General features: G+C 60.6%; 21 protein-coding genes. 10 read left to right on the forward strand and 11 right to left on the reverse strand.

Annotation, left to right across the window (positions count from 1 at the left end; all coding sequences use genetic code 11):
* Window positions 1–2 precede the first annotated feature (2 nt).
* Window positions 3–611, reverse strand: a complete 609-nt coding sequence (locus BLO49_RS09000) for a hypothetical protein (RefSeq protein ID WP_090647241.1) — start codon at window positions 609–611, stop codon at window positions 3–5.
* A 127-nt stretch (window positions 612–738) separates the two neighbouring features.
* On the opposite strand from BLO49_RS09000, the gene BLO49_RS09005 reads away from it, so the two are divergent.
* The 4 genes from BLO49_RS09005 to BLO49_RS09020 all read left to right on the forward strand — a co-directional run bounded on the left by BLO49_RS09005 (window position 739) and on the right by BLO49_RS09020 (window position 5,656).
* Window positions 739–1,050 carry an autorepressor SdpR family transcription factor gene (locus BLO49_RS09005; protein WP_090647244.1) on the forward strand — a complete coding sequence of 104 codons (312 nt, stop codon included), beginning with the start codon at window positions 739–741 and terminating at the stop codon, window positions 1,048–1,050.
* Window positions 1,034–1,681: an SdpI family protein gene (locus BLO49_RS09010; protein ID WP_090647246.1), complete on the forward strand. Its 648-nt coding sequence runs from the start codon at window positions 1,034–1,036 to the stop codon at window positions 1,679–1,681. Before BLO49_RS09005 ends, BLO49_RS09010 begins: the two co-directional genes overlap by 17 nt.
* 81 nt (window positions 1,682–1,762) lie before the next feature.
* Entirely contained in the window at window positions 1,763–4,210 is a 2,448-nt protein-coding gene (locus BLO49_RS09015) for a PAS domain-containing sensor histidine kinase (RefSeq protein WP_090647419.1), read from the forward strand.
* Between the two features lie 111 nt (window positions 4,211–4,321).
* The gene (locus BLO49_RS09020; protein WP_090647248.1) at window positions 4,322–5,656 is read left to right on the forward strand and encodes a chloride channel protein; all 1,335 of its coding nucleotides are present in this window, start codon (window positions 4,322–4,324) and stop codon (window positions 5,654–5,656) included.
* On the opposite strand, the gene BLO49_RS09025 is transcribed toward BLO49_RS09020, so the two are convergent.
* Both BLO49_RS09025 and creD read right to left on the reverse strand, forming a co-directional pair.
* Window positions 5,653–6,771 carry an HPP family protein gene (locus BLO49_RS09025; protein WP_090647250.1) on the reverse strand — a complete coding sequence of 373 codons (1,119 nt, stop codon included), beginning with the start codon at window positions 6,769–6,771 and terminating at the stop codon, window positions 5,653–5,655. The genes BLO49_RS09020 and BLO49_RS09025 overlap by 4 nt on opposite strands.
* A gap of 82 nt (window positions 6,772–6,853) precedes the next feature.
* Window positions 6,854–8,287: a cell envelope integrity protein CreD gene (gene creD / locus BLO49_RS09030; RefSeq protein WP_245678954.1), complete on the reverse strand. Its 1,434-nt coding sequence runs from the start codon at window positions 8,285–8,287 to the stop codon at window positions 6,854–6,856.
* Window positions 8,288–8,529: 242 nt separating this feature from the next.
* On the opposite strand from creD, the gene BLO49_RS09035 reads away from it, so the two are divergent.
* From BLO49_RS09035 to BLO49_RS09045, 3 genes are all read left to right on the forward strand, one after another.
* Window positions 8,530–9,501: a complex I NDUFA9 subunit family protein gene (locus BLO49_RS09035; RefSeq protein ID WP_090647256.1), complete on the forward strand. Its 972-nt coding sequence runs from the start codon at window positions 8,530–8,532 to the stop codon at window positions 9,499–9,501.
* Window positions 9,502–9,572: 71 nt separating this feature from the next.
* Window positions 9,573–10,922, forward strand: a complete 1,350-nt coding sequence (locus tag BLO49_RS09040) for an outer membrane protein assembly factor BamB family protein (protein WP_090647259.1) — start codon at window positions 9,573–9,575, stop codon at window positions 10,920–10,922.
* A 62-nt stretch (window positions 10,923–10,984) separates the two neighbouring features.
* Window positions 10,985–12,673 carry a methyl-accepting chemotaxis protein gene (locus BLO49_RS09045; protein WP_090647261.1) on the forward strand — a complete coding sequence of 563 codons (1,689 nt, stop codon included), beginning with the start codon at window positions 10,985–10,987 and terminating at the stop codon, window positions 12,671–12,673.
* A gap of 132 nt (window positions 12,674–12,805) precedes the next feature.
* Here the strand turns inward: BLO49_RS09045 and BLO49_RS09050 are convergent, their stop codons facing one another.
* Window positions 12,806–13,561 carry a dienelactone hydrolase family protein gene (locus tag BLO49_RS09050; RefSeq protein ID WP_090647264.1) on the reverse strand — a complete coding sequence of 252 codons (756 nt, stop codon included), beginning with the start codon at window positions 13,559–13,561 and terminating at the stop codon, window positions 12,806–12,808.
* Window positions 13,562–13,569: 8 nt separating this feature from the next.
* Window positions 13,570–14,328 carry a dienelactone hydrolase family protein gene (locus BLO49_RS09055; protein WP_090647266.1) on the reverse strand — a complete coding sequence of 253 codons (759 nt, stop codon included), beginning with the start codon at window positions 14,326–14,328 and terminating at the stop codon, window positions 13,570–13,572.
* Between the two features lie 124 nt (window positions 14,329–14,452).
* Between BLO49_RS09055 and BLO49_RS09060 the strand changes: the two genes are divergently transcribed.
* Window positions 14,453–15,046, forward strand: coding sequence for a nitroreductase family protein (locus BLO49_RS09060; RefSeq protein WP_090647269.1), 594 nt, complete (start codon window positions 14,453–14,455; stop codon window positions 15,044–15,046).
* 240 nt (window positions 15,047–15,286) lie between these two features.
* Here the strand turns inward: BLO49_RS09060 and purH are convergent, their stop codons facing one another.
* From purH to BLO49_RS09090, 6 genes are all read right to left on the reverse strand, one after another.
* Window positions 15,287–16,891: a bifunctional phosphoribosylaminoimidazolecarboxamide formyltransferase/IMP cyclohydrolase gene (gene purH / locus BLO49_RS09065; RefSeq protein ID WP_090647272.1), complete on the reverse strand. Its 1,605-nt coding sequence runs from the start codon at window positions 16,889–16,891 to the stop codon at window positions 15,287–15,289.
* Window positions 16,892–17,075: 184 nt separating this feature from the next.
* Window positions 17,076–17,495 carry a glycine zipper 2TM domain-containing protein gene (locus BLO49_RS09070; protein ID WP_139159652.1) on the reverse strand — a complete coding sequence of 140 codons (420 nt, stop codon included), beginning with the start codon at window positions 17,493–17,495 and terminating at the stop codon, window positions 17,076–17,078.
* 217 nt (window positions 17,496–17,712) lie between these two features.
* Window positions 17,713–18,087: a glycine zipper 2TM domain-containing protein gene (locus tag BLO49_RS09075; protein WP_090647274.1), complete on the reverse strand. Its 375-nt coding sequence runs from the start codon at window positions 18,085–18,087 to the stop codon at window positions 17,713–17,715.
* 119 nt (window positions 18,088–18,206) lie between these two features.
* On the reverse strand, window positions 18,207–19,937 hold the full coding sequence (locus BLO49_RS09080) for a heparinase II/III family protein (protein ID WP_090647277.1): 1,731 nt from the start codon (window positions 19,935–19,937) through the stop codon (window positions 18,207–18,209).
* A complete protein-coding gene (gene rpe, locus BLO49_RS09085; RefSeq protein ID WP_090647280.1) occupies window positions 19,937–20,596 on the reverse strand; it encodes a ribulose-phosphate 3-epimerase in 660 nt (219 codons plus the stop codon). The genes BLO49_RS09080 and rpe overlap by 1 nt, the downstream gene beginning before the upstream one ends.
* A 54-nt stretch (window positions 20,597–20,650) precedes the next feature.
* Entirely contained in the window at window positions 20,651–22,096 is a 1,446-nt protein-coding gene (locus BLO49_RS09090) for an RsmB/NOP family class I SAM-dependent RNA methyltransferase (protein ID WP_090647282.1), read from the reverse strand.
* Window positions 22,097–22,730: 634 nt separating this feature from the next.
* Here BLO49_RS09090 and BLO49_RS09095 point away from each other — a divergent pair.
* A complete protein-coding gene (locus tag BLO49_RS09095) occupies window positions 22,731–23,054 on the forward strand; it encodes a helix-turn-helix domain-containing protein (RefSeq protein ID WP_090647284.1) in 324 nt (107 codons plus the stop codon).
* 310 nt (window positions 23,055–23,364) lie between these two features.
* Window positions 23,365–24,464, forward strand: a protein-coding gene (locus tag BLO49_RS09105; protein ID WP_090647287.1) for an IS3 family transposase whose coding sequence is annotated in 2 segments (ribosomal slippage) — window positions 23,365–23,617 and window positions 23,617–24,464 — 1,101 coding nt in all. Because the reading frame shifts where the segments join, the coding sequence is not laid out codon by codon here.
* The last annotated feature ends 55 nt before the right edge of the window (window positions 24,465–24,519 follow it).

A 24,519-nucleotide genomic window follows, 5' to 3' on the forward strand; every position in this document is an offset into this window, starting at 1 on the left:
TCTCACTCATCAGCAATAATAATGGCCGGGTTTTCCGGCAGCGGAAAATCGAACAGTCCGAAATCGAGCGCCTTTTGCGGGCGCGCCGCCGTCAGCGGGCCTTGCGATAAGGCCGCAATCTCTTCCGGCGTCAGGTCACGGCCGGTCGCCTTTTTGCGCAGGTGACGCGCCTGGCCAATCGGCGGAATACCGGCCGCCTTAGCCTGCGCCACCGTCATGATCTTCCAGTAACTTAAGGACAATTGCCATACCGACGCCACGGGCTCGCGCTTTGCCGGCCAGCGCTGGCCTTCCGCGAAGACCGGCTGCATGGGCTGCGGCTTGCCGCGCTTCGTATTGAGAATGCGGCACGTCAGCCGGCAAAAACGGTCCGTATCCGCCGGTGTGAAAATCCGCCCCTTGCGGTCATCCTCAACCAGGCCGGCATAGGCGTCCAGCGCCTCGTCGCGGCGCTCGTAAACCGGCCCAATGGCTTCTGTAACGAAAGCCACCCGCGCCCTAGCCGCCAGTTCCGCTTCCTTTTCACGCACGGCGCGCAAAGCCTCCCCCGCCTTTATGCGGTTGAGTGCCTCGTGGGCGTCGGCAGCGATGGGATAGGCGATAAGCGACATTATATGTTCACGATTTGATCCGAAGGCACGATAGACCCTAATACGACTTTGTGGCAAATTTTTCGTGTACGCATTGACGGATTTTATTTATTTCGCTATTTCACAAAATAACAAAATGGGAGGGCGCATGTCCGAAGTCTATAAGGCCCTGGCCGACCCAACCCGCCGCCATATCCTCGAAATGCTGCGGACATCGGAAATGTCGGCCGGGCAGATCGCCGAGCAGGTCCATGTTTCCAAACCGACCCTTTCCGGTCACCTCAATGTGCTCAAGGCGGCGGAACTGGTCGATGTGACGCGCCACGGCACCACCCTGATCTACCGGCTGAATACCTCGGTGCTCGAAGAGGCCATCTTCGCCCTGATGAGCGCTTTCAAGATCGGCGCGCCGACGGAGCAGGCTGATATAAAGGGAGCGGCACATGCGGCTAAGGAGTGAACAGGTTCTGAGTCTGGGTCTATGGCTGGCGGTCATCATTTTCAGCCTGTGGGCGCGATACCAATTGCCGGACGCCCCGATTGCCACCCACTTCGGCGTGGACGGTCAGCCGAACGGTTACATGCCGCGCGATGTAGCCCTGGCGTTCGGCCCGGCCCTGATGCTGGTGCTCGGTCTGCTGCTATGGATATTGCCTGCGCTCTCGCCAAAAGGCGCGTCGCTGAAACGGTCCCAATCTGCTTTTGATGCCGCGCAGCTTGCCATCATTGCCTTCCTGGCCGTCGTCCAAATCGTCGTTGTGCTGAAAGCCCTGGGTGTTCAGATGGATATCATTTCCATCCTATCGCTCGGTACCGGTTTTCTATTGCTGATCATCGGCAATCTGCTGCCCAAGACGCGTTTCAACTATTTCATGGGTGTGCGCACACCCTGGACGCTTTCGGATGAGCGGGTCTGGGACAGGACGCATCGCCTGGCGGGGCCGCTGTTCATGCTGGCGGGCCTGGTGATTATACTGGCGGCGTGCCTGCTGCCGCAATCCTGGCAAATGAATGTCCTGCTGGCCAGCACCCTCGGCGCGGCCTTCGTCGCCCGCGCCTATTCTTATCTTGTCACAAAACGTCTTCGTTAAAAACCCCATCCAGCCCTGCTTTTTACAGGCGAATCATCTTGCTCTATAGTGCGGTTAACAGTGATTCGTATGGATGCCCTGATGGCTATTGCCTCTATCGCCTATACCGCCGCCGCGGGCGGATTGGCCCTGGCCCTGTCCACCACCTGGCTGGCCCTGCGCAACCGTACCCTGTTCACCAAAACCCGTGATCTGCTCGCCGCCGACCTGACCGCCAAGGACAGCATGTTGCGCGAGCTCGACTCGGCGACCTCGGCCTTCGATGAAGCCTTCCTGGCGGTCGAAGGCGATATCGTCCGTCTGGTCTGGGGCGAAGACACCCTGCGCCATTGCGGCGAGGCGCTGGGCCTGAAAGATCTGGACGCCTCTCCCGCCATCGCCCCGCAGGTTTTGCAGGCGCTGGGCGACACCTCGCCCGAAGCGGCCGAAAGCCTGAAGCAACTGATCAATGAAGGCACGGCCTGCCGCTTCGAGGTCTTCGCCGAAACCCCTCCCAACAAGCTCAGCAACGCCACACCCGGCCTGACCCTGATCGTCGAGGGCCGCGCGTCCGGCGCCACCGCCTGGCTGCGGCTGGCGATCGCCGGCGCCCGTGCGTCGCTGGCCTCCGGTCCCTTTGCCCAGATGGCCGAGCGCGTGCCGGCGCCCTGCTGGATCTGCGCCCGTGATGGCCGAATTGTCTGGGCCAATGCCGCTTGGCTGAAAGCCGCCGAAGCCACAAGCCTGGAAGAGGCGGTGCAGAAGGGCCTGTCGTTCGACCGCAATGCCGATGCCCTCGTCATGGAGGCGCTGGAGCAGCATACCCGCCGCGAGGGCTTCCGCTGGCTGACGGTCGGCGGACAAAGACGCGCCTTCCAAGTGATCGCCGAACCGCTTAACGAAGCCTATGTCTGCGCCTATGCCATTGACGTCACCGAGGCCGAGGAAAGCCGCGAAGCCCTGAAACGCCACGCCAAGGCGCATGACGAAACTCTTGATGCGCTGGAAGACGCCGTCGCCATTTTCGGACCGGAAAAACAGCTCACCTTCCATAATCGCGCCTTCGAGAAGCTGTGGGATCTGGAGCCGGCCTGGCTGGCCGAGCGCCCGACGCACGGTGAATGGCTGGACCGCCTGCGTCAGAAGCGCCGCCTGCCCGAAACCGGCGACTACAGCGGGTTCAAGACCCGTGAACTGGAATTCTACGGCCTGACCCATACGGCTGACGACGAGATGTGGAGCCTGCCCGACGGGCGGTCGTTGCGTGTTGTCCGCCAGCCGCATCCGCTGGGCGGCCTGCTGATCCTGTTTTCCGACAAGACCGGCGAACTGAAACTGACAGCTCAGTTCAACAGCCTGATCCAGGTGCAGAAATCGACGCTTGACCAGCTCAATGACGCGGTATCCGTCTATGGCAGCGACGGCCGCCTGCGCCTGCGCAACCAGGCGTTTGACCGGTTCTGGAATATCGCGTCGGAAGACATGACGGCGGTGATGGATTTCAGCCAGGTGGCCGAACTGTGCCTGCCACTGGTGCACGACCGCGGCTTCTGGAGCGAACTCAAGGCCCGCGTCACCGATACCGATCCGCTGGCCCGCGCCCCGCAACTGGGTGAAGTCAAGGTTTCAGACGGCCGTCTGGCGCAATGGCGCACTCAGCCCCTGCCCGATGGCGCCACCTTGGTCGCCTTTTCCGACATCACCGCCACTCGGCAACTGGAAACCGCCATCGAGGCGCGCGATGAGGCGCTGAATGAATCGGTGCGGCTGAAGCGCGATTTCGTCGCCAATGTCAGTTACGAATTGCGCACACCGCTGACCACCATTGTCGGTTACGCCGACCTGTTGCAGGCGCAGACCAACGAAAATCCGAAACAGAAGGCCTATCTCGATTCCATCCAATCGGCGGCGCAGGAACTGGCGCGCTCGATCGATGATGTGCTCGACATGGCCCAGATCGACGCCGGTGAAATGTCGATCCACCGCGACGATGTGCGCCTGCTCGATATCGTGGCCGAGGTGGGCCTGCGCCTCTCCGACGCCTTCAAGGCGCGCGGCGTGGGTTTCGACTATAGCGGCGTCATCGAGTCGGGCCTGATTCGCGTCGACGCAAAACGGCTGGCCCAGTGCCTCGAACACCTGCTCGGCAACGCCATTCGCAATGCCAGCAGCGGCGGTGCCGTCACCCTGAACGCGCAGAAGGATGGCGACAACCTGGTGCTGGAAGTGGCCTATAGCGGCCGCGGCATCCCCTACCATGTCCAGGCCCATATCTTTGACCGCTATATTGGCCGCGAGCGCGGCGGACCGGGCTTAGGTCTTGCCCTCGTCAAGGCCCTGGTCGAGTTGCACGATGGCTGGATCACGCTCGAATCCGAGCCCAATGAAGGCGCCAGCTTCAAGATTCACCTGCCCGGCCAGAAAGAGGTCGGTATGGGCGAAGCCGGCCGCTCGGAAACCGGACCGAAACTGGAATTGGTAGAGTCGCGCCAAAGCGAAGAGACGGATCACGACAGCGACGGCGACAATTCGGTTGTCGATGTCGCCTGATAGTCGAGGCTAACATTCCGCAACGGGAAGTGAGGCATTCAGGGGTTGATCCCGCCGTGCAAAAAGGGCGATAGGTTCAAAACCGCCCTTTAAATCGATTGAAAGCCCAAAATGGCCAAGGACTTGCGCCGCCTGCGCCCCATTATCTCCCGCTGGATGAGCCTGCGCCACTGGCGCTCGCAACTCGTCTTCTGGAGCGGCGGCCTGCTGGTAGGCGTCGTGGCGGTGTTCGTGGCCGTCATCTGTGACCGGGCGCAGGATATATTTCGCATGGCGCGCGGGTTTTACTGGTGGATTCCACTGATCCTGACTCCATTGGGTTTCGCCGCCTCGGCCTGGGCCACACGTCGCTGGTTTACCGGCACACAAGGCTCCGGCATCCCGCAGGTGATCGCCGCCACCGAGATTGTCCGCCATCATCCTGACGCGCTCGATCGCCTGGTGTCGATCCGCATCATTATCGGCAAGACGCTTCTGCTCTTTTTCGGCCTTCTATGCGGCGCCTCGATCGGCCGCGAAGGCCCGACCGTGCAGATCGGGGCCTCGGTCATGCGGCTGGCGGGTAAGGTTGGGCGTATCGGCAATGAATCGGCGCTGCTGCTGGCCGGGGGCGCGGCGGGCGTGGCGGCGGCCTTCAATACCCCCCTGGCCGGGATCGTCTTCGCCATCGAGGAACTGGGCAAGAGCTTCGAGCAGCGCACCTCCGGCACGGTGATCTTCACCGTCATGCTGGCCGGTATCGCCTCGCTCGGCCTCTTGGGCGACTATACCTATTTCGGTCGCAATACCACCCACATCATGGGCTGGCAGGACGCCGTGGCGGTGCTCGTCTGCGGCATCGGCGGGGGCTTGATCGGCGGCGGTTTCAGCCGGGCGCTGGTGTTCGGCACCAAACGTCTTGGCAGCGTATTCAACGGCGCGCTTGCCAAGCGGCCTGTCATGTTCGCCGCCTTGTGCGGCCTGCTGGTGGCGATCATCGGCGTCTCGACCGGCGGCACGATCTTCGGCACCGGCTACACCGAGGCCAAGGCGCTTCTGACCGGCGGCGGCCATATCTCGCATGGCTACGGCGTTCTCAAGGTGCTGGGCACGTTATTATCGTGCGTCAGCGGCATTCCCGGCGGCATTTTCGCGCCGTCACTGGCGGCAGGGGCCGGCCTGGGCGCCGACTTGCAGATGCTTGTGCCCATGGTGCCGGTGGCCACCATGGCCCTGCTCGGCATGGTCGGCTATTTTTCCGGTGTCGTTCAGTCGCCGCTCACCTCATTCGTCATCGTGCTGGAAATGACCAATGACCATGACATGGTCATCCCGCTGATGGCCACCAGCCTTCTGGCCTATGGCGTTTCCAAGCTTGTCTGTCCCCGACCGCTCTACCACAGCCTTTCCCAAGGCTTCGTCAAACAGGAACGCGAATTGCGCGGCGAAACAGCCAAAAAGGGCTAGTTCTCCGCGTGGAACAGGGCGCGCATCATGTCCGAACTGCTGATGATCCCCGCCAGCCGGCGCTCTTCATCAATCACCAGCACATGGCGTTTGTCGCCCTGGCGGAACAGCGGCATCATTTCATCAAGCAGGGTATCCGTACCGGTGCTGACATAGTCCTCTCGCATGATCTGGCCGGCGACCTCCGGAATTTCCGAATGCAATTGGCCAGAGCGCGTGATCAGGCGCTGCAGGCCGTTTTCCGGATTTTCCGCATCGAGCAGCGCCGCCTGATGCAACACATCGTCGCGCGTCAGCAGGCCGTGAATGCGGCGTTTGCGATCAACCACCGGCAGGGCCTTGATGTCATGACTTTCCATCAGCCGCCAGGCGTCCTTCAGGTGCGTGCCGAAATGGACGCTGATGACCGGCGCGGTCATGATGTCGGCGCAGGTCCGCCGGCCGGCCATGCGCCGCCAGGCCCGCAGTTCGCTGATTTCCAGCAGGCGCGCCAGATCGTCGGGCGCGATATCGAGGACTTCGTTATGCTCGGCCAGCGCCGCCGCCAGGTCTTCCTCGCGGATACGCAACAGGCCCGACCGTGGCGAGGTGGCGGGGATGGCGACATGCGGATAGCTCTTGCCGGTCAGGAAATTATAGGCCAGCCCCATAACCACCAGCAGGACCGAATTGGTAAAGGCCGGAAACAGGGCGAAAAGGGGCGCCTGGGTGTGGGTCAGAACCACCAGCAGGGCCATGGCACCGCCGGGCGGATGGATGCAGCGCAGGGTGAACATGGCGCCGATGGCCAGGCCCACGGCCACGCTGGCGGCGATGACCGGATCGGCGATCAGGTTGCAGGCCAGAAGGCCGGCAATGGCCGAAACCGTATTGCCGCCCACTACCGACCACGGCTGGGCCAGCGGGCTGGATGGCACGGCGAAGACCAGCACCGCGCTGGCACCAAGCGGCGCCACCAGCCAGGGCGTCAGGTGCAGGTATCGGGCGATCAGCAGGCTGATCAGCGCTGTAAAAGCGATACCGATGCCGCCGCCAATGGCGCTGCGCAGACGCTCGGTGTGCTTTACCGGCATCGAGCGGGGATAAAAAGCCTTCAGCCCTTCGGAAAGAGTCATGAACCACCAACGCGAACAAAGGAGGCGCGGGTTCTAGCCGCCCGCGCCTCTGCGTCAAAGCCATTTTTTCTGAGGTCGCGCGTTAGGTGGCCTCAGGCTCACGGCCATACCAGTTGATGTTTCGCGTCAACACCATGACAGTGGCGATGACCACGAAGGCCGCCACGGCACCGATCAGCAGCGCATAGTCTTCCATGCGCATCAGCGTATAGATCATGCCGTAGAGCAGGGAAAACACCACCAGCGCCGCGAAACCGCGCAGCCGGCTTTTGAACACCATGCCGGCATAGACCGAGATCAGGCCCACCGTGGCGCCGGCCGCCGCCAGGAAGGCCAGGTCGAAACCGATGCGCTCGGCAAGCGAAAGCAGCAGCAGATAGAAGGTGATCTGCGCCAGGCCGATCAGGATATATTGCGCCGGGTGCAGTTCACGCTTTGAGGTGCTTTCAAAGACGAAATAGGTCAGGAAGACCAGCCCGACGAACAGCAGGGCATATTTCAGCGATCGGCCGACATTCTTATAAGGGTTGGTCTGCTCGACGAATGAGACCGACAATTCCGATTTGCCCAGTGATGACAGGCTGTCGAGATTGATCACCGCCGGCAGGCCGCGGGCTATGAATGGCACCGACCAGGTGGCCCTGAAGCCCGCTTTCAGATCCTCTTCACCCTTCATCAGCGGGGTTTGCTGGTCATGGTGGAAGGCGCGTGTCGCTGGCAGGAATCCGCCGCCGAAGGAGGGCGAATTCCAGTCGCCGGACAGCGTTACCTCGGACGACTTGGCATAGGCCAGCACACCCAGTTTCTGCGCACCGGTAAAGCTCATGTCGAGCGTCACCTCATGCGGCTTTGTCATATCAGACAAGGCCAGCGGGCTGGAAAACAGATCAAGCTGGCCGTTACCGCCATCGGTATTGATATTTTGCGCCCCTTCCGGCGCCGGGGCGAGCGTTAGCGGCTGACCGTCGATCACGGCCACGATATCCTTGCGCGCACCACGCGAATCCGAGGCACCGGCAATCAGTTGCGCCCGGCTCCAGTCAAGCGCGGCATTGGCCGGGCCCGTCACCTGGGACAGGTCGAAGCGAGCGGTGAAATGCAGGTCGGTGGCATAAACCGGCACGCGGAACAGTGACCGCGAGCGCACCTCGCTCTTGCTGGTGGCCACCGCATTGCCCGTCACCGGGAAGACGATCAACTGGCCGGTCTGGGAAGGGGTTGTGGTCTTGTTGCCCTGGCTGTCGATCTCGGTTTTTGGCGCGGTGGTGTAAGGCACGGCGATCACGGGGCCCAGAAAGGTTTGCGGACCGCCCATCAGGCCGCCGATTTCGCGCGTCACCTCCTCGGCGCGGTGGGTGCGGTCGAGCAGCAGCAGGAAAACGCAGCCGGCCGGAACGGACATCAGGACGGCGAGGATGCAGACGATCAGAAGCTTGGTGCCCTTGCTGCGGCTGATGATCTGGCGCGGCGGTGTATTTGGGGGAGGCACGTATTGCGGGGTGGATGGCGCGGACATTGAGGGTTTCCTTGGGATGTGTCCATTACGACAGGCGAAAAGCGCTGCCGAGGCAACCATATCACGATTTGAACGATGTTCAATACAATATATGAACGACGTTCATATTCGCGGATTTTGCCGCAGCGCGCAATATTTCCGCAAAGACATTGCCTCGGCAAAAGCCTTGCGTTATCGAGAGGGCAAAGCGGGCGAAACAGACGAGTCTCCCGCCGGCTGATCAGTATTTCAAGGATAAGATCATGACGAATATGGTCACGGTTTTCGGTGGTTCGGGCTTTCTCGGCAAGCAGGTGGTGCGCGCCCTGGCGAAACAGGGCTGGCGCGTGCGCGTGGCCGTGCGCAAGCCAACCTTCGCCTATGACCTGAAGCCGCTCGGCGACGTCGGCCAGATCCAGGTGGTGCGCTGCGATGTGCGCCGCGAAAAGGATATAGAAAACGCTCTCGAAAACGCCTCGGCCTGTGTCAATCTGGTTGGTATCCTGTACCAGACCGCCGGCATCAGCTTCGATGCCGTGCATCGCCAGGCGTCTACCTGGATGGCCGATATCTGCAAATCCAAAGGCATTCAGAATTTTGTCCAGGTGTCGGCCATCGGCGCCAATCCGGACGCCGCCTCGAAATATGCCTCGACCAAGGGTAAGGCCGAACTGGCCGTGAAAAAGGCCCTCCCCTCGGCGGTCATCCTGCGCCCCTCCATCATCTTCGGCCCGCAGGACGGTTTCTTCACCTCCCTGGCCGGCCAGATCAAGATGTTCCCGGTCATGCCGGCGATCGGCGGCGCCAACAACAAGTTCCAGCCGGTCTATGTCGGCGATGTCGCAGAAGCGGTCGCTCGCACGCTCGGCAACAGCGATGCCTATGGCAAGACCTATGAGTTGGGCGGCCCCGAAGTCTTTGCTTTCAAGGATCTGATCAAGTATACCGCCGCCGAGGTGCAGAGCCCGCGCCCGCTGGTGTGGATGCCTGTGTCCGTCGCGCGCCTGATCGGTCTGGTGGGCGATGTCCAGGCAGGTCTCAAGGGCATGATACCGGTCCTTCCCGCCCCGATCCTGACCACCGACCAGGTGCTGCTGCTGGCCAATGACAATGTCGTTGCCAAGAACGCCAAGGGCCTGAAGGATCTCGGCATTGCGGCCACGGCGGTCGAATCGATCGTGCCGACCTATCTGTGGCGCTTCCGCAAGAACGGCCAATTCGCCGTCACGGCATAAGGTCGCCGTTACCGCCTAAGTTGACCTTGCGTCCTTCCGCAAGTATGCCTTAGCCATACGGGAGGGACTTCATGAAATATCCGCTGGTTGCCGGCGCGCTGATCGCCGCCGTTATTGCCATGCCTGTGTTCGCACAGGACACATCGCCACAAGCCAAGTCGCCACAGAATTGGCCGATGTTCATGGGTGACGCCCGGCATTCCGGCCTTGCATTGACCGCGCCGACAGATATCGCCAGCCTGAAACCGGTCTGGCGCCACCGCATCCCCGCCGAGATCAGCGCCTCACCGGTCGTTGTTGGCAATCTCCTCTATATCGCCGCCGAAAACGGCAATCTCTACGCCTTTGACCTGACGACACATAAACAGGTCTGGCTCTATCATGCCGAAGGCGGGATCGGCTCGACACCTGCCGTTGCCGATGGCCGGCTCTACGCCTTGAGCCGCGACGGTTGTCTGACCGCGCTCGATGCGGCGACTGGCAAGGCCCTGTGGCGCTTCAAAACCGGCGGCGAAGCGCGCTTCGGCGTGCCCGGCGGCTATGGAATGCCGAAAACCGAAGGCATTACGCCTGATCCGTGGGATTTCTGGCTGTCCTCGCCGCTGGTTGAGGCTGGCCGGGTCTATTTCGGCAGCAGCGATCATCATGTCTACGCGCTCGACTCCGCAACCGGCGCGAAACTGTGGGCCTTCGAGGCCGATGACAGTATCCATGCTGCACCGGCCCTGAGCCAGGGCCGCCTGTTCATCGGTACCTGGGGCACCAGATTTTATGCGCTCGATGCCCAAACCGGCGCGAAGCTGTGGGATTTCCAGGGCGTCAAGGATGCAGAGACCGGCATTCTGCAAGGCTTCAGCGCGGCGGCGACGATTGACGGCGACACGGTCTATATCGGGTCGCGTGACGGCTATATGCGTGCTTTCGATGTGACCAATGGCAAGCTGCGCTGGGCCTGGGACGCAGAGAAAAGCTGGGTATTGGCGACAGCCGCGGTCGATGCCGACACCCTCTATTTCCCGACCTCCGACACCACCGTCTTCGTGGCGCTCGATAAAAAGACCGGTAAGGAAAAGTACCGCACGGACACCAGGGTCTGGACCTATACCTCGCCGGTGATCGCGGGCGACTATGCCTTCGCCGGCACCATGACCGGCGATTTGTATGCTTTCGATAAACATACCGGCAAAATCCTCTGGCATTACAAGACCGAAGACGCGAAAGCGGATACGCTTGGGCTGATCGATGCCGTCGGTAAGCTGCGTTCGGAAATATTGTTCCCGCAAGGCTTTCCGCCGGCACCAGGCGTTGAAAATGTGAAATCCCTGGGCGCCTTCGAAGCATCGCCGGTCTGGTCCGGTAACCGGTTAATCACCGTCACGGCCGCCGGTGAAATAATCATTTTCAGCGCGGAAAACGGCTAGCAATTCCTTAACCATAACTGCGTTACCCCTGAATGAAATCGCGTTTTTGATTCAGGTGCATTATGAAGCTGTCCATCGGCCACAAGCTGTTCGCCGCGTCTCTCGTTTTCGTTGTCGCCATGGGGGCCTTCATTATAGGCGCCTGGGGCAGCCTGGAGCACCTGCGTAAGCTTCAGGATAACGGCATGGGGCTGGTGCGCATCGCCTCGGCTTCTGAAACCCTGGCCAGTCAGGGGGCTGCGCTTTACCAGATCATCGCCGATGGCGAAATCAATCACGAGCTGGATCAGACGCGCACAGACTGGCAGCCCGCCAAGGCTAAGACCGAGCGCCTGTTTGCCGATCTGCGCGGGCAATTGACCGATCCGGCCGATATTGCCCTGCTGGATGATGCCAGGGCCAAATACACGGCCTATATCGGTGTATTTGAGCAGAAGATGCTGCCGGCACTCGACGCCAACACGGAAATGACGTCGGAGATCCGTGCCCTGGATGGCGAGGTCGATGACGCCTGCACCGAAATGGTGGCGCCCCTGTCCAAACTGGCCTCCCAGGCGCGCAAGGAAGCCGTGGCGGCCGATGATGAATTCGACAAATTGTCCGGCCAGGTGCTGGCGATCGGCACCACAATCGGCCTGCTGGCCCTGCTGATTGGCGGCACGGTCAACTTCCTCGTCGTCCGTCATATCTCTTCGCCGCTGAAAGCCCTGGCCAACCTGTTGCACAAGCTGGTCAGTGGCCAGGAGGTGACAAGCGTGCCCTACGAACAGCGCCGCGACGAGGTGGGCGAAATCGCTCATGCCGTTTCCGCCTTCAAGGACAATATCGCTGCGGTCAAGCGCCTGGAAATCGAGCAAGAAGCGGCGCGCGCCAAGCTGGAACGCGATAATGAAAACGCCCTTCAGGTATTAAAAAGCGCCGAAGCCTTCGAGCGTCAGATCAAGGCCGTGGCGGCGCGTGTCGGCCAGACCTCAACCGATCTCAACATGGCCGCCAACAGCCTGGATCAGGCGGCACGGGACGCCGACCAGCGCTCCGCCTCCATGGCCAGCGCCACCTCGCAATCCTCCAGCAATATGCAGACGGTCGCTTCGGCCACCGAAGAGCTCTCCGCCTCGATCAACGAAATCAGCCGCCAGGTCGAGGAAACAACCCTGATGACCCAGGCGGCGACCGAACAGGCGCATAAGACCACGCAGACGGTTGATAACCTGTCCCAGGCCGCCGCCAAGATCGGCGAGGTGGTCGCCCTGATCCAGGACATCGCCGCCCAGACCAATCTGCTGGCGCTCAATGCCACCATCGAGGCGGCGCGCGCCGGGGCCGCCGGGGCCGGCTTTGCCGTGGTTGCGGGCGAGGTGAAAAACCTGTCGGCCCAGACCTCGCGCGCCACTAATGAAATCCGCGAACATATCTCGTCCATGCAGGTGGTTACCGAAGAGACGGTCGATGCCATCCGCTCGATCAGCCATACGATCGAACGCATTAATGGCGTGACCACCTCTATCGCCGCTGGCGTGACCCAACAGACGGCGGCCACGGCCGATATTGCGAACAACGTGGCACAGGTGGCCAGCGGCGCGGATACGATCAATGCCGACCTGCTCCAGGTGTCGCGCGCTTCGCAGATCACCACGGAGAACTCGGCTATGGTGCTGCAGGGCGCGGACAGTCTGGGCGAACAGGTCAAGGCGATGTCGGAGGAGGTTGACGCCTTCCTGGGCATGATCCGGGTGAAGGACGCCGCGTAAAGCTTATGGGGTTTGGGGCCTGCGGCCCCAAGTCTTCCCTTAGTTCAATAAAAAACCCTCGCCCAAGGGCGGGGGTGTTTATTGAATTGAAGAAAGGTTTTGTGGGGTCACGGACCCCACGCCCCATAAGTTTTAAGCAAGCTCAAACCGCTCTGCCACGAAACTCAGCAGCCCCTCCAGCGAGGCCTGCATGACGGCCGGATCGTACTGCATGATCAGGCCCTTATTATCCTCCTCATCGAAGGCATGGCTGGCATCGAGTACCAACGTGGTCACATCCACCCCCTGGGCTTTCAGCCTGCCGAAAACCTTCTGCGAATGCCTGATTGGCGTCAGGTGATCCCTATTGGCCAGGACCACGAAAGTCTTTGGGATATGCCGCCATTTCGATGTGTTCGAACGTGCCGGAAAATTGATATAGGGATAAACGAGATAGAGCCCGCGCAACCGGTCTACCAGCCGCGGATCAGGATCGGTGATCTTCACATTGCCCGGCTTGTTGAGCGGTGAGGTCATCAGGTCCATGATCGACCAGCCGCCATGGCTGAACCCAGCCAAAATAACCTTGTCCATATCGACCCGGCCGCTCTGCTTAAGGCCATGAAGCACAGACAGTGCGTCACCGGCGCGTTCATACCCCTGTAATACCGCGCCAGTGCAGATTAGTGACACGGCAAAATTACGGTCCCAGCCGCGTGGCTTGAAACTATCGACGACATAGGCGCGAACCCCTGTCAGGGCCACGGCTTGCGCATACAGATGAACATGCGGGCGCATTCCGCCGCAGCCATGAAACAGCACCACCGCGGGCCGCACATTGTCATCCTGCGGGCCATAGACGGTGATATCCGGTTCCAGCAACGCATAGCGCTGCGCCATGGTATCCATGTGTCCCCCTAGCCAAAAATTTCCTTCACGAAACCCTCGAATGCCGCCATGGTTTTTTCATGGCTCTTGCGGTCATAGGCCATCAGCGGGCCGAAATGCAGGGCGCTGTCCTCGTCGAAACAGTGCGTGCAGTCGAGGTCGAGCCGTTCGACCGGCAGCCCCTCGGCCTTCAGATGGTTGAAGATATGATCGCCGTGGCTGTGGCTGGTCAGGAAATCCTGCCGCGCCAGCACCGCCAGGGTTTTCGGCGCATATTGCCAGCTATGCATATTCGAACGCGCCGGGAAATTGACGTAAGGGTAGACCAGGAACACGCCCTTGACGCCCCTCATCGGCTCCGGCGTCGGGTTTTTCAGGCGCGCTTCCCCGTCACGGGTCAGCTTTTCCGTCATCAGGTCCATGATCGCCCAGCCGCCATGGCTCCAGCCGGCCAGGATGATATTCTGGGCATCGACTTCCGGTCGCTGCCCTAAGCCCCAGAGCGCCGCCAGCACATCCCCGGAACGCTCGTAGCCATGCAGCGCCAGACCGGTACAGACCAGGCTCATGGCGGCGTTTTCATCCCAGCCGCGCGGTGTGAAGGAATCGACGACATAGGCGCGAAAACCAAGACCGACCACCTGTTTCGCATAGGCATGGATATGGTCGCGCACCCCGTTACAGGCATGGAACAGCAGGACAGCCGGGCGCGGCATTTTATCAGGCGGTCCATAGGCGGTGATAAAGGGGTCGAGAAGCGAAAATCTGTGCTGAAGCGTATCGAGCAATCACTTTACCCCTTGAAATACTGTAACTGAAACTCATATAGTTACTGATAGCTGGCCTGCCTACCGAGAGGTGAATCAGAATTTGCCAGCAAAAGCCAGTTATTTCACCAAAGTGAGACCGACCATGACCACACCGCGCACGTCTGAATACCCCATCGACAAGCATTTCCTTGAACGCTGGTCGCCGCGCGCCTTCACGCAGCAACCCCTGACCGAAGAACAGGTTTTGACCATTCTGGAAGCCGCGCGCTGGGCGCCGTCGGCCTCCAACCTCCAGCCGTGGCGTTTTTTCTATGGCCTGCGCGGTACGCCGGAATTCGACACCCTGCTCTCCCTGCTCGTGCCGTTCAATGAAGGCTGGGCCAAGGACGCCGGCGCATTGATCTTCATCGCTTCGGTTACCTCGTTCGACGGCCAGCGCCAGAACCTCACCAACAGCTTTGATGCCGGTTCTGCCTTCATGTCGCTATCCTTGCAAGCCCACAGCCTCGGCCTGGTGGCCCACGGCATGGCCGGCATCGAATATGACAAGGTGCCGGTCGTGCTCCAGTTCCCGGAGAACCTCAAGCTGGAGGCCGCCGTCGCCATCGGCTATCAGGGCGATGCGTCGAGCCTGCCGGATTTCCTGCAAACCCGTGAAGCGCCTTCGACGCGCCAGCCGTTGTCGGATATCGTCTTCAATGGCCACTTCACCGGCGAAATCAAGGTACCGGCCTAATCTGCGAAATAACTGAAACGACGAAACCCCGGACTCCGGTCCGGGGCTTTTGTTTATCCACAGATTACACAGATATTCATGGCAATCTCACGCTACCGCTATCGCCGGAGGCAAAATCCTTTCCGCAGGCGCAAAGCGCCAGGAATTGCGGTCACACCAAACCCTGATAGCGGTAGCGTGGGCGATCCACGGATATCTGTGTAATCTGTGGATCACTTAAATAGCTGCTGGCCACACGGTTTAGTGTCTGAAAACCCGCACGCCCGTGAACACCATGGCTAAGCCCGCCGCATCGGCGGCATCAATTACCGCCTGGTCGCCGATCGAGCCACCCGGCTGGATGATGGCCGTAGCGCCGGCAGCCGCGGCTTCCAGCAGGCCATCGGGGAACGGGAAGAAGGCTTCCGAAGCACAGGCCGAACCGGTGGCCAGGCTGTCGGTCAGGCCCAACCCTTCCGCGGCTTCCTGAGCGCGCAGGCGGGCGATACGGGCGGAATCGCGGCGGTTCATCTGGCCGGCGCCGATGCCGGCGGTGCGGCCATCCTTGGCATAGACAATGGCGTTGGACTTGACGTGCTTGGCCACGGTGAAGGCGAACAGCATGTCCTCGATCTCGGTCGCGGTCGGCTGGCGCTTGGTAACCACCTTGAGATCGGCCGCCGTGATACGCGCCGTGTCGCGGCTCTGGACCAGCATACCGCCGGCCACCGAACGGAAGACCTGACCGCCGGCCAGCGGGTCCGGCAGGGTGCCGGTGACGAGCAGGCGCAGGTTCTTCTTGGCGGCGAAGACGGCGACGGCGTCTTCATCGACTTCCGGCGCCACCACGACTTCAGTGAAGATCTCGACGATCTTTTCGGCGGTCGCCTTGTCCAGTTTGCGGTTCAGCGCCACGATGCCGCCAAAGGCCGACACCGGATCGCATTCCAGCGCGCGCTTGTAAGCGGAGATCAGGTCGTCACCGGTGGCCACGCCGCACGGATTGGCGTGCTTGACGATGACGCAGGCCGGCCTGTCGAATTCGGCCACCAGTTCGATGGCGGCGTCGGTATCAGCGACATTATTGTAGCTCAGTTCCTTGCCTTGCAACTGCCTGGCCGTGGCGACACCCGGACGGTCTTCACCGGTCTTGTAGAAGGCGGCGGACTGGTGCGGGTTTTCGCCATAGCGCATGGTTTGCAGGCGCTCGCCGGCGATCGTCTTGCGGAACGGATAGTCGTCGCCCAGTTGCGAGGCGAACCAGGTCGAGACGGCACTGTCATAGGCAGCGGTGCGCGCGAACGCCTTGGCGGCCAGCTTTTTACGCAGCGCCAGCGAGGTTTGACCGGTCGTTTGTATCGCCTCGATCACGGCGTCAATGCACGATTTGTCAACACAGACGCTGACATAGGGATGGTTCTTGGCCGACGAACGGATCATGGCCGGGCCGCCGATATCGACATTTTCGATGGCCGCTTCAAAGGTGCCGCCGGCGGCGATAGTCTTCTCGAACGGATAGAGGTCGATCCAGACGATATCGATCGGCTGGATATCGTGATCCTTCAGCGCCTGAGCGTGTTCGGGGGCGTCACGATAGGCCAGCAGGGCGCCGTGAACCTTCGGGTGCAGGGTCTTGACGCGGCCATCCATCATTTCCGGGAAGCCGGTGATATCCGCTACGTCCTTGACCGCGATATTGGCCTTTTGCAGGGCGGCCTTGGTGCCGCCGGTCGACAGCAGTTCGACGCCCGCTGCAACCAGCGCCTGGGCGGTTTCGATCAGGCCGGTCTTGTCGGACAGCGAGATCAGGGCGCGTTTCGGGGTGACCAGATCGGGGCTAGGTGGAAAATCGGGAGCGGCGGGCATGGGCTATCCGTATATTTGGGGAGAAAATTTGCCCCGCATGTACACGAAGCCGTCACATTTGACTAGGTCGGGCCGATAACAAGCCGTAACCGGATGCGACCGGATATAACAAAACCCCCGCCGTGGGTGAGCACGGCGGGGGCTTCGCTGATGATCGCAAGTCTCCAGCGACTTATGGGAGCGGTTAGTAGCGAGACCCGTAGCGACCATCATTGCGGTAATGCTTGTAGCTGTTGTAGCGGACCGGCTCGCTGCGGTAGCCGTACTGGCGGTCTTCCCAGCGCTGGCGCTCCATGGCGGCTTCGGCCTTGTTGCAGGTGTCCTTGCCCTGGTCGCGGCCCAGCTTGTTGCCCAGCAGGCCGCCGACAACCGCACCACCAACGGCGCCCAGGCCCTTTTCATTCTTGGCGACCTGGCTGCCCAGCAAACCGCCGGCAATCGCGCCCAGGATGGCGCCGGTCTTGGCGTTGTTCGACTTGGTAACCTCGCACTGATAGGTGGTGCGGGCCGAAGCCGTGGCCGGGGCCATAACGGCGGCGGTGGAACCGATGATCAGGCCGGAGGTGACAACGGCGGTCATGGTATTTTTGATGATCTTGCTCATAACTTCAGTCCTTCGTGTCTTTGGCTTTTCCGTTGATCGGATGTGCCGTTCATGAGGACAGTTATAAGCCCCCGAACCTGAACGGGATTTGATCCGTTCGTTCATGCTCGTTCAGGAAAGCATTTATTTTTGAAGGGCTTGGACAGCCCTGTCAGCCTTACAGAAAAAGGCCCCGCCGCATCCGGCAGGGCCTTTTTCAAATTAGACCGCAAAATAATTATTCGCGGATATAGCGGTAAACCACCTTGTGGCGATGACCGTACTTATCGGTCTCATAGACCGTGCGCGTGCGGTAGGCCACCTGATCAATGCACTTCCTTTTGGCATTGTTCTTGGCGATCTTGCTGCCGGTATAGCCGCCGACCACCGCGCCACCCACGGCACCGAGGCCACGCTCGTTCTTGGAAATCTGGCTGCCCAGCAGGCCGCCGGCGATGGCGCCGATCACGGCGCCTTTATTGCCGGCGCGTTTTTGCTCGTACTTGCAGCGATAGGTCGGATAGGCATCGGCGACATTCGGAATGGCGGCCGAACCGGCGATCAGGCCGAGGCTCACGACAGCGGCAGTGGCGGTTTTCAGGATACGGGTCATGTGCATACTCCTTTGGTTACGCGCACCTTTCAGGGTGCGAATTTACGCAGGAGTATCCAGTTTTCGATATAAGGATGCAGTCAGGAGGGCATGGCCTTCCCGTAAAGACCTGACCAGTGTCAGGATTCCGCCGGCGACAGCTTCCAGCGCAGGCGAGTCGGCGTATCCAGCCGCGCTGTACCACTCAGCACGATCAGGGTCGTCTTGCGCGGCGCGCCCTTTTCAAACACCGTGCCCTCGCCAAGCGCCACATCGGCCGCGTCGTGGCGCAGCCACCAGCCGCGCCCGCCCGGTCCGCGCAGCAGGATGCTCTTTCGGTCCCGCGCCAGCGACGCCTGAACCTCCGGATGCAGCAGGAAGCGCACCGCATAGGGCACAGAGGCCGGCATGTTCTGCAACTTCTTGCCGGTGGCCATTGGCGTCAGGCGTTCTTCGCCGCGCAGTTCATCGCGCTGGGCATCGACATAGAGCCGGCGCTCATGCTTCAGGCCGAAGCGCGGCCGCCAGCCTTCATGCTCCAGTTCCAGAAGCGTGCCGGACTCCTCGGCCTCCACGCGTCGGCTGCGTACCTTGTAGCGCAGGCCCTGAAGCGTGAAGTGCAGCAGCTCGCCGAACCGGTCGGCCACCGGCTTGAGGATCAGTTCATCACCCAGGGTCAGGGTATTGGCGGCGCCGACCACGCGAAACGCCTGGCTGTCCGATTGCAGCGGTGACCAGCCGGGCGAAACGATCAGCTTGTCACGCCCGCCCGAAACCTCGAACGCCATCGGATAATCGCAGGCGGCGAAACCGAAATCCCCGCCTTTTGCTTCGCCGGCATCGACAAAGACGCTTAAGGAACGGCCAAGCAGACAGTGATACCGCGCCTGCTCCAGCGCATTCGGCAGGTTGCCCGCCTTGGCATCGGTATGCAGCAGGGCCGGCAGTATCTGGTCTTCGGGCAGCGATTCAGCCCCCTGAAAGGAGACCAGACTGCCGTCCGGATGGCTGAGCGTGCGCACGAAGCGCGACAGGCGCTCGATATGCTCCTCGATATAATCCGGCACCGCCTGACTGCGCTGGCTCAAGGCATCGACCAGCAGCAGCAGGTCATAGAGCAGTTCCAGCCCCTGTTCCGGGCTGCGCGACATGTGCGAACCGTCGCTCTGCGTACAGCGGCGCAGGGCCTTCGGCAGACGCTTCAGCCCCTTGCGCCGGAAACTGTCCCCCACATTCCCAGAAAGCACGCAGCCAATCGCCACCAGCGCCACGGCACGGCTGGCCTGATAAGCGGCATTATTATGCAGGCGCAGCAGATGCCGCCCTTGTTCGGCGATGGATTCCGCCAGGGCGTGCGCTTCCCACGGCTGCGCCACGGCGGAGAGGCGGCGGGCAAAGATCGACAGGTTGATCAGCCGGCGCGCCAGCACTTCCTCGCCCCAGGTAAAGGGCGTCCAGTTGCGGAAGGTCTTCTGCCACAGCAGAAAAAGCCGCACGGCCTCCTTCGCGCCCTCGTCGCCCTGGGTCATCAGGTGCGGCAGCCACGAAAAACGGTGCAGTTCGATGGCGAAGGCACGGGTCGGCGAGGCGCGGTTCCACGGATCGCCCGACCCCTGCACGCTCATGCGCCCGTTGGCCAGGGTATAGCGGCCGGAAAGGATGGCCTTGCCCAGCAGGGCATTGGCCGGCCGGCCATCATGCGGCGTCGCCAGGAAGCCATCCGGCACCCGGCCTTTCAAGGTCAGGCGATAGCCCGGCATCCCGAAGAGTTCGGCCCCCGCCTGTTTGCGCAACCAGGCACCAACCACCTTTTGCCACGGCGTGGCGGCGGTCAGCACATCGGCCAGGGGCGTCGACTCATACGCCTTCATCAGAGGCCCTTGAGCTGCTTGATATTGGCGGCGTAGGCGTCAGGCCCGCCCTTGAAGACGGCGGTGCCGGCGACCATGGCCGTGGCGCCCGCCTCCACGCACTTGTGGGCATTTTGCGCGTTCACGCCGCCATCGACCTGAAGGATGGCGTGGTGGCCGACCGCATCCAGCTTCTTGCGGATCACTTCAATCTTGCGAAGCTGGCTGTCGATAAAGCTCTGGCCGCCGAAGCCCGGATTGACGCTCATCACCAACACCAGGTCGATATCGTCCATCACCCAGTCGAGAATCTCGACCGGCGTGGCCGGGTTGAGCACCACGCCCGGCTTGGCGCCGAGCTGGCGGATATATTTCAGCGAGCGGTGCAGGTGCGGGCCGGCTTCCGGATGCAGGCTGATATAGTCGGCGCCGGCATTGCGAAAGGCTTCGAGGAAGCTGTCGACCGGCGAGATCATCAGGTGGCAATCGAACGGCAAGGCCGAATGTGGGCGCAGGGCCTTCACCACGTCAGGCCCGATGGTGATGTTCGGCACGAAGTGACCGTCCATGACATCGATATGCACCCAGTCGGCGCCGGCCTCGGTGATGGCGCGGACCTCTTCGCCCAGCTTGGAGAAGTCGGAGGCCAGGATGGAGGGGCAAATGAGCGGGGTCGTCATGATCGGGTACTCGCGGATTTGATCGTTTTGCTTAAGGGGATTGCCTATAGCAGGTCAACTGCCTTGACGGGTTAACCGGGCGATGAAAAAGCCGTCCTGGCCGCCGGGACGCTGGTGCGGCAGCAGACGCGCCCAGCCTTCCGGGCGGATCGATTCGGCCGGTATGCCCATATCAGCAGCGTTTTCAGGCGAAAGCTTGACCAGGCTGAAATCGGTGTGGCGGCGCAGGAAGGCCAGAACTTGCGTTTCGCCCTCTTCACGTTCAAGTGAGCAGGTCGAATAGACCAGATCACCACCGACCTTCACGCGGCCCGCGGCGGAATCGAGCAGGCGGTGCTGGACATCGGCCAGCTTGGCGATATCGGCCGGGCGCGTGGCCCACAGCACGTCCGGCTGGCGGCGGAAGGTACCGGTGGCCGAACAGGGTGCATCGAGCAGCACCACATCGAACTGGCGGCTGTCTTCGTAGTTTTCGGCGTCAGCCATCTGGATATCGGCGGAAAGCTTCGTGCGTTCGAGATTTTCCTCGACCCGCTTCAGGCGGTTCTTCGAGCGGTCGAGCGCGGTGACCGTGGCGCCGCGCGCCGCCAGCTGCATGGTCTTGCCGCCGGGCGCGGCGCAAAGATCGATGGCGGTCTTGCCGGTGATATCACCCAGCACATTGACCACGGCGGCGGCGGCGGCATCCTGCACCCACCAGACGCCGTCATTATAGCCCGACCATTCGCGCACATCGCCACGCAGGGCGGAGCGTAAAGTCAGGCCGCCGAGATCGACGCCTTCCAGCGCATCCTTGTGGGCCTCAAGATCGGCCTGGGATTTGAAGCTGAGATCGGTCGCCGGTTCCTCGGTCAGCATATAGGCGATGCCATTGGCGTTATCCTCGCCATAGGCGCCCTTCCAGCGGGCATAGAGCCAGTCGGGCGCCAGACGCGAAGCGATCGGCGCCAGCAGGCCACCTTCACGGATGACACCGCGCAGGATGGCATTGATCAGGCCCTTGAACGGACGGGTGTGCGAGGCGCGCTCGGCCAGTTTCACCGTGGTCGAGACGGCGGCGAAATCGGGCACGTTCATGAAGCCGATCTGCACCAGGCCGATGCGCAGCAGGTCACAAACGGCGGCCGATGGCGTCTTCTGGGTGCGTTTTTCGATGATGTGATCGAGCTGGCCCAGACGGCGCAGCACCAGCAGCGCCATGGCGCGGGCAAAGGCGCGTTCGCCATCGCTGAGCGCCAGGAATTCTGAACGGGTCACCGCCTCATCGAAGCCGGAACGCTTGGTCAGGGCCGCATCGATCAGCCCCATGGCGGCGATCCGCGCATTCATGCCGATATCACCATCGTCCGAAGTGTCTATGGTTGGTTCGGGGTGTTTGATCGGGGCCTGCTTGGCGGCGATCTTCGCGGCCATGCCCTTGGAAGGCGGGCGCTTGACGAGCTTGCGCTGAAACGAGGGCTTGCCGCCCGAGGGTTTCGACGGCGGTTTATTCGGGGCCATAGGGGCGCTTTCTAAGATGCTTTGGAAGACGGCGCGTCTATAGGCCCCGCTGACGGACGGGTCAAGTTTTGAGAGAAGAGCGGCCGCAGATAGCATAAATGAATAGGTTGGTCTCTCATGAGTTTCATGCATTACAGGCTACTGTCCAGATGACAATTGCTAAGCCATTGTAACAAAAGAAATAAATAAGGAATAATTAAATATCACTAAAAGTGATATTTAATTTGACTCATGACTTAACCTTACCTATATTGACCATGCTGATGACTGCTCATTCTGAACCGTACATGCTTGGGGCCTAGAGCCCTGTGGGGCTTAAAGGCCCCGATTACATCTCCACCACGCGGGTCCCTGCGGTATTGCCGCCCCCGCCGGGGTTGGGGGCGGCAATGTCGAGGTCAACGTCGCTGAACAGTCTCCTTGTGCTTACGGGCGCTGGCAATTCTGCTGGCGTGTTCAAGGAGATAGATAATGAGTAAAAAACGTCATCGCCAGCGGCGGAATCGTCAGCTGATTCAGGAATGGATCTTCAAAGGTCTGGTCCTATTCGGCCAAGGTATCTACTATGTAGTACGTTTCTGGTTTATTGACTGGAAGTAGACGGCGACCTCGATTTTTTTTCAGAGAGTTGACCATGTCCACCTTAAAACGCCCGATGATCAATGATGCTTTACGCCTGGTCAGGCTTTACTGGGGACTGTCCCAAAAGGGTATTGCTGACGAGTTGGAAATTTCCCAGTCTATGATCTCGGAAATTGAACGAGGAGCAAAAGCAGTCTCAATGGATATCTTGGAAAAGTACAGTGCAAAGCTTAATATCAGGATGTCGCAGCTTCTATTCTTTGCGGAAGAATTAGATAACGAACCCGTTCAAAACAAAGGAAAACTTATTGTCGCGGGTAGCGTACTAAAATTATTGCAAGCGCTTGCTCCAAATGAAATTAAAACAGCAGTCTAGGTATGAGCGCTACGAACTCGCCTTGTCTCCGTTGGCGCAAAGGCCGACGCAGAAAGAGCTTGGAATATTACTGGGAGAAAAAAGAGACGACCTCCGACGTCTCGTGAATTACAAATCCATGTTCATAAAGCGCGAAGAACGCAAAATTGGCGCGAAGCTTCGAAAGCTTGCTTATCCAGTCAATCGCCTCCGCGCAGTCCACGAACGACTTAAATTTCACCTGAATAAGTGACCTGCTCCCCGAAAATCGAGGCCATTTAAAACTGGAATTTTCCATTTAAGATCCCGCTTGCGGGATGAGGAGAATTTCATGAAGAAATCAAAGTTCACTGAGTCACAGATCGCATTTATTTTAAAGCAAGCAGATGACGGCGTGGCGGTTGCGGAGGTCTGCCGTAAGGCTGGCATTTCGGATGCAACCTTCTACAACTGGCGTAAAAAGTACGCCGGATTGATGCCATCAGAGATGCGGCGCATGCGACAATTGGAAGAAGAGAATGCCAAGCTGAAACGCATTGTCGCGGACCTGTCGCTGGATAAGGCCATGCTGCAGGATGTTCTGGCAAAAAAGCGCTGAGGCCTGCCGCCAGGCGCGAGCTTGTAGACCGGGTGATTGCCACCTGGCAGGTGTCAGTCCGACGCGCCTGCCGTGCCCTTCGGATCGATCGCCCATTGTACCTCTACAAGCCACGCACAGGTGATCAGGCCGCCCTAAAACAGCGGATCACAGAGATTGCCCAAACCCGAGTACGGTACGGCTACAGGCGCATACACGTGCTCCTCGTTCGTGAAGGCTGGGTCGTCAATCCGAAACGAATCTATAGACTTTACAACGAATTGGGCCTTCAACTCAGGAAGAAACCACCCAAGCGTAGGGTGAAGGCCAAACTTCGAGAAGATCGCTGTGACGCCACAAGTCATAACGAGACCTGGGCCATGGACTTTGTCCATGATCAGCTCTACACCGGCCGCAAATTGCGCATATTGACCGTCGTGGACACGTTCTCCCGCTTTTCGCCGGCGATCGACCCTCGCTACACTTACCGCGGCGAAGATGTCGTGCAGACCCTGGAAAAGGTCTGTAAGCGCGTCGGCTACCCAAGGGCCATCCGGGTTGATCAAGGCTCGGAATTTATCTCTCGCGACCTTGACCTATGGGCGTACCAGAAGGGCGTCACACTCGACTTCTCGCGACCCGGGAAGCCAACCGACAACGCCTTTATCGAGTCCTTCAACGGCAAGTTCCGGGCGGAGTGTTTAAACGCGCACTGGTTCATGAGCCTTGACGACGCCCGCGAAAAGATGGAGTCTTGGCGTAAGGACTACAACGAAGTCCGACCCCATAGTGCCATCGGCAATAAACCCCCGATATCACTCGTTTCCGGCCCAGTAGTGTCAGCCGCACCCTGAGCCCTAACCCCCGGAAATTCCAGTTTCGGGTGGCCAAGAAATGGGGAGCAGGTCA

This window comes from Asticcacaulis taihuensis (assembly GCF_900100255.1).
In the GTDB taxonomy this organism is placed as follows: domain Bacteria; phylum Pseudomonadota; class Alphaproteobacteria; order Caulobacterales; family Caulobacteraceae; genus Asticcacaulis; species Asticcacaulis taihuensis.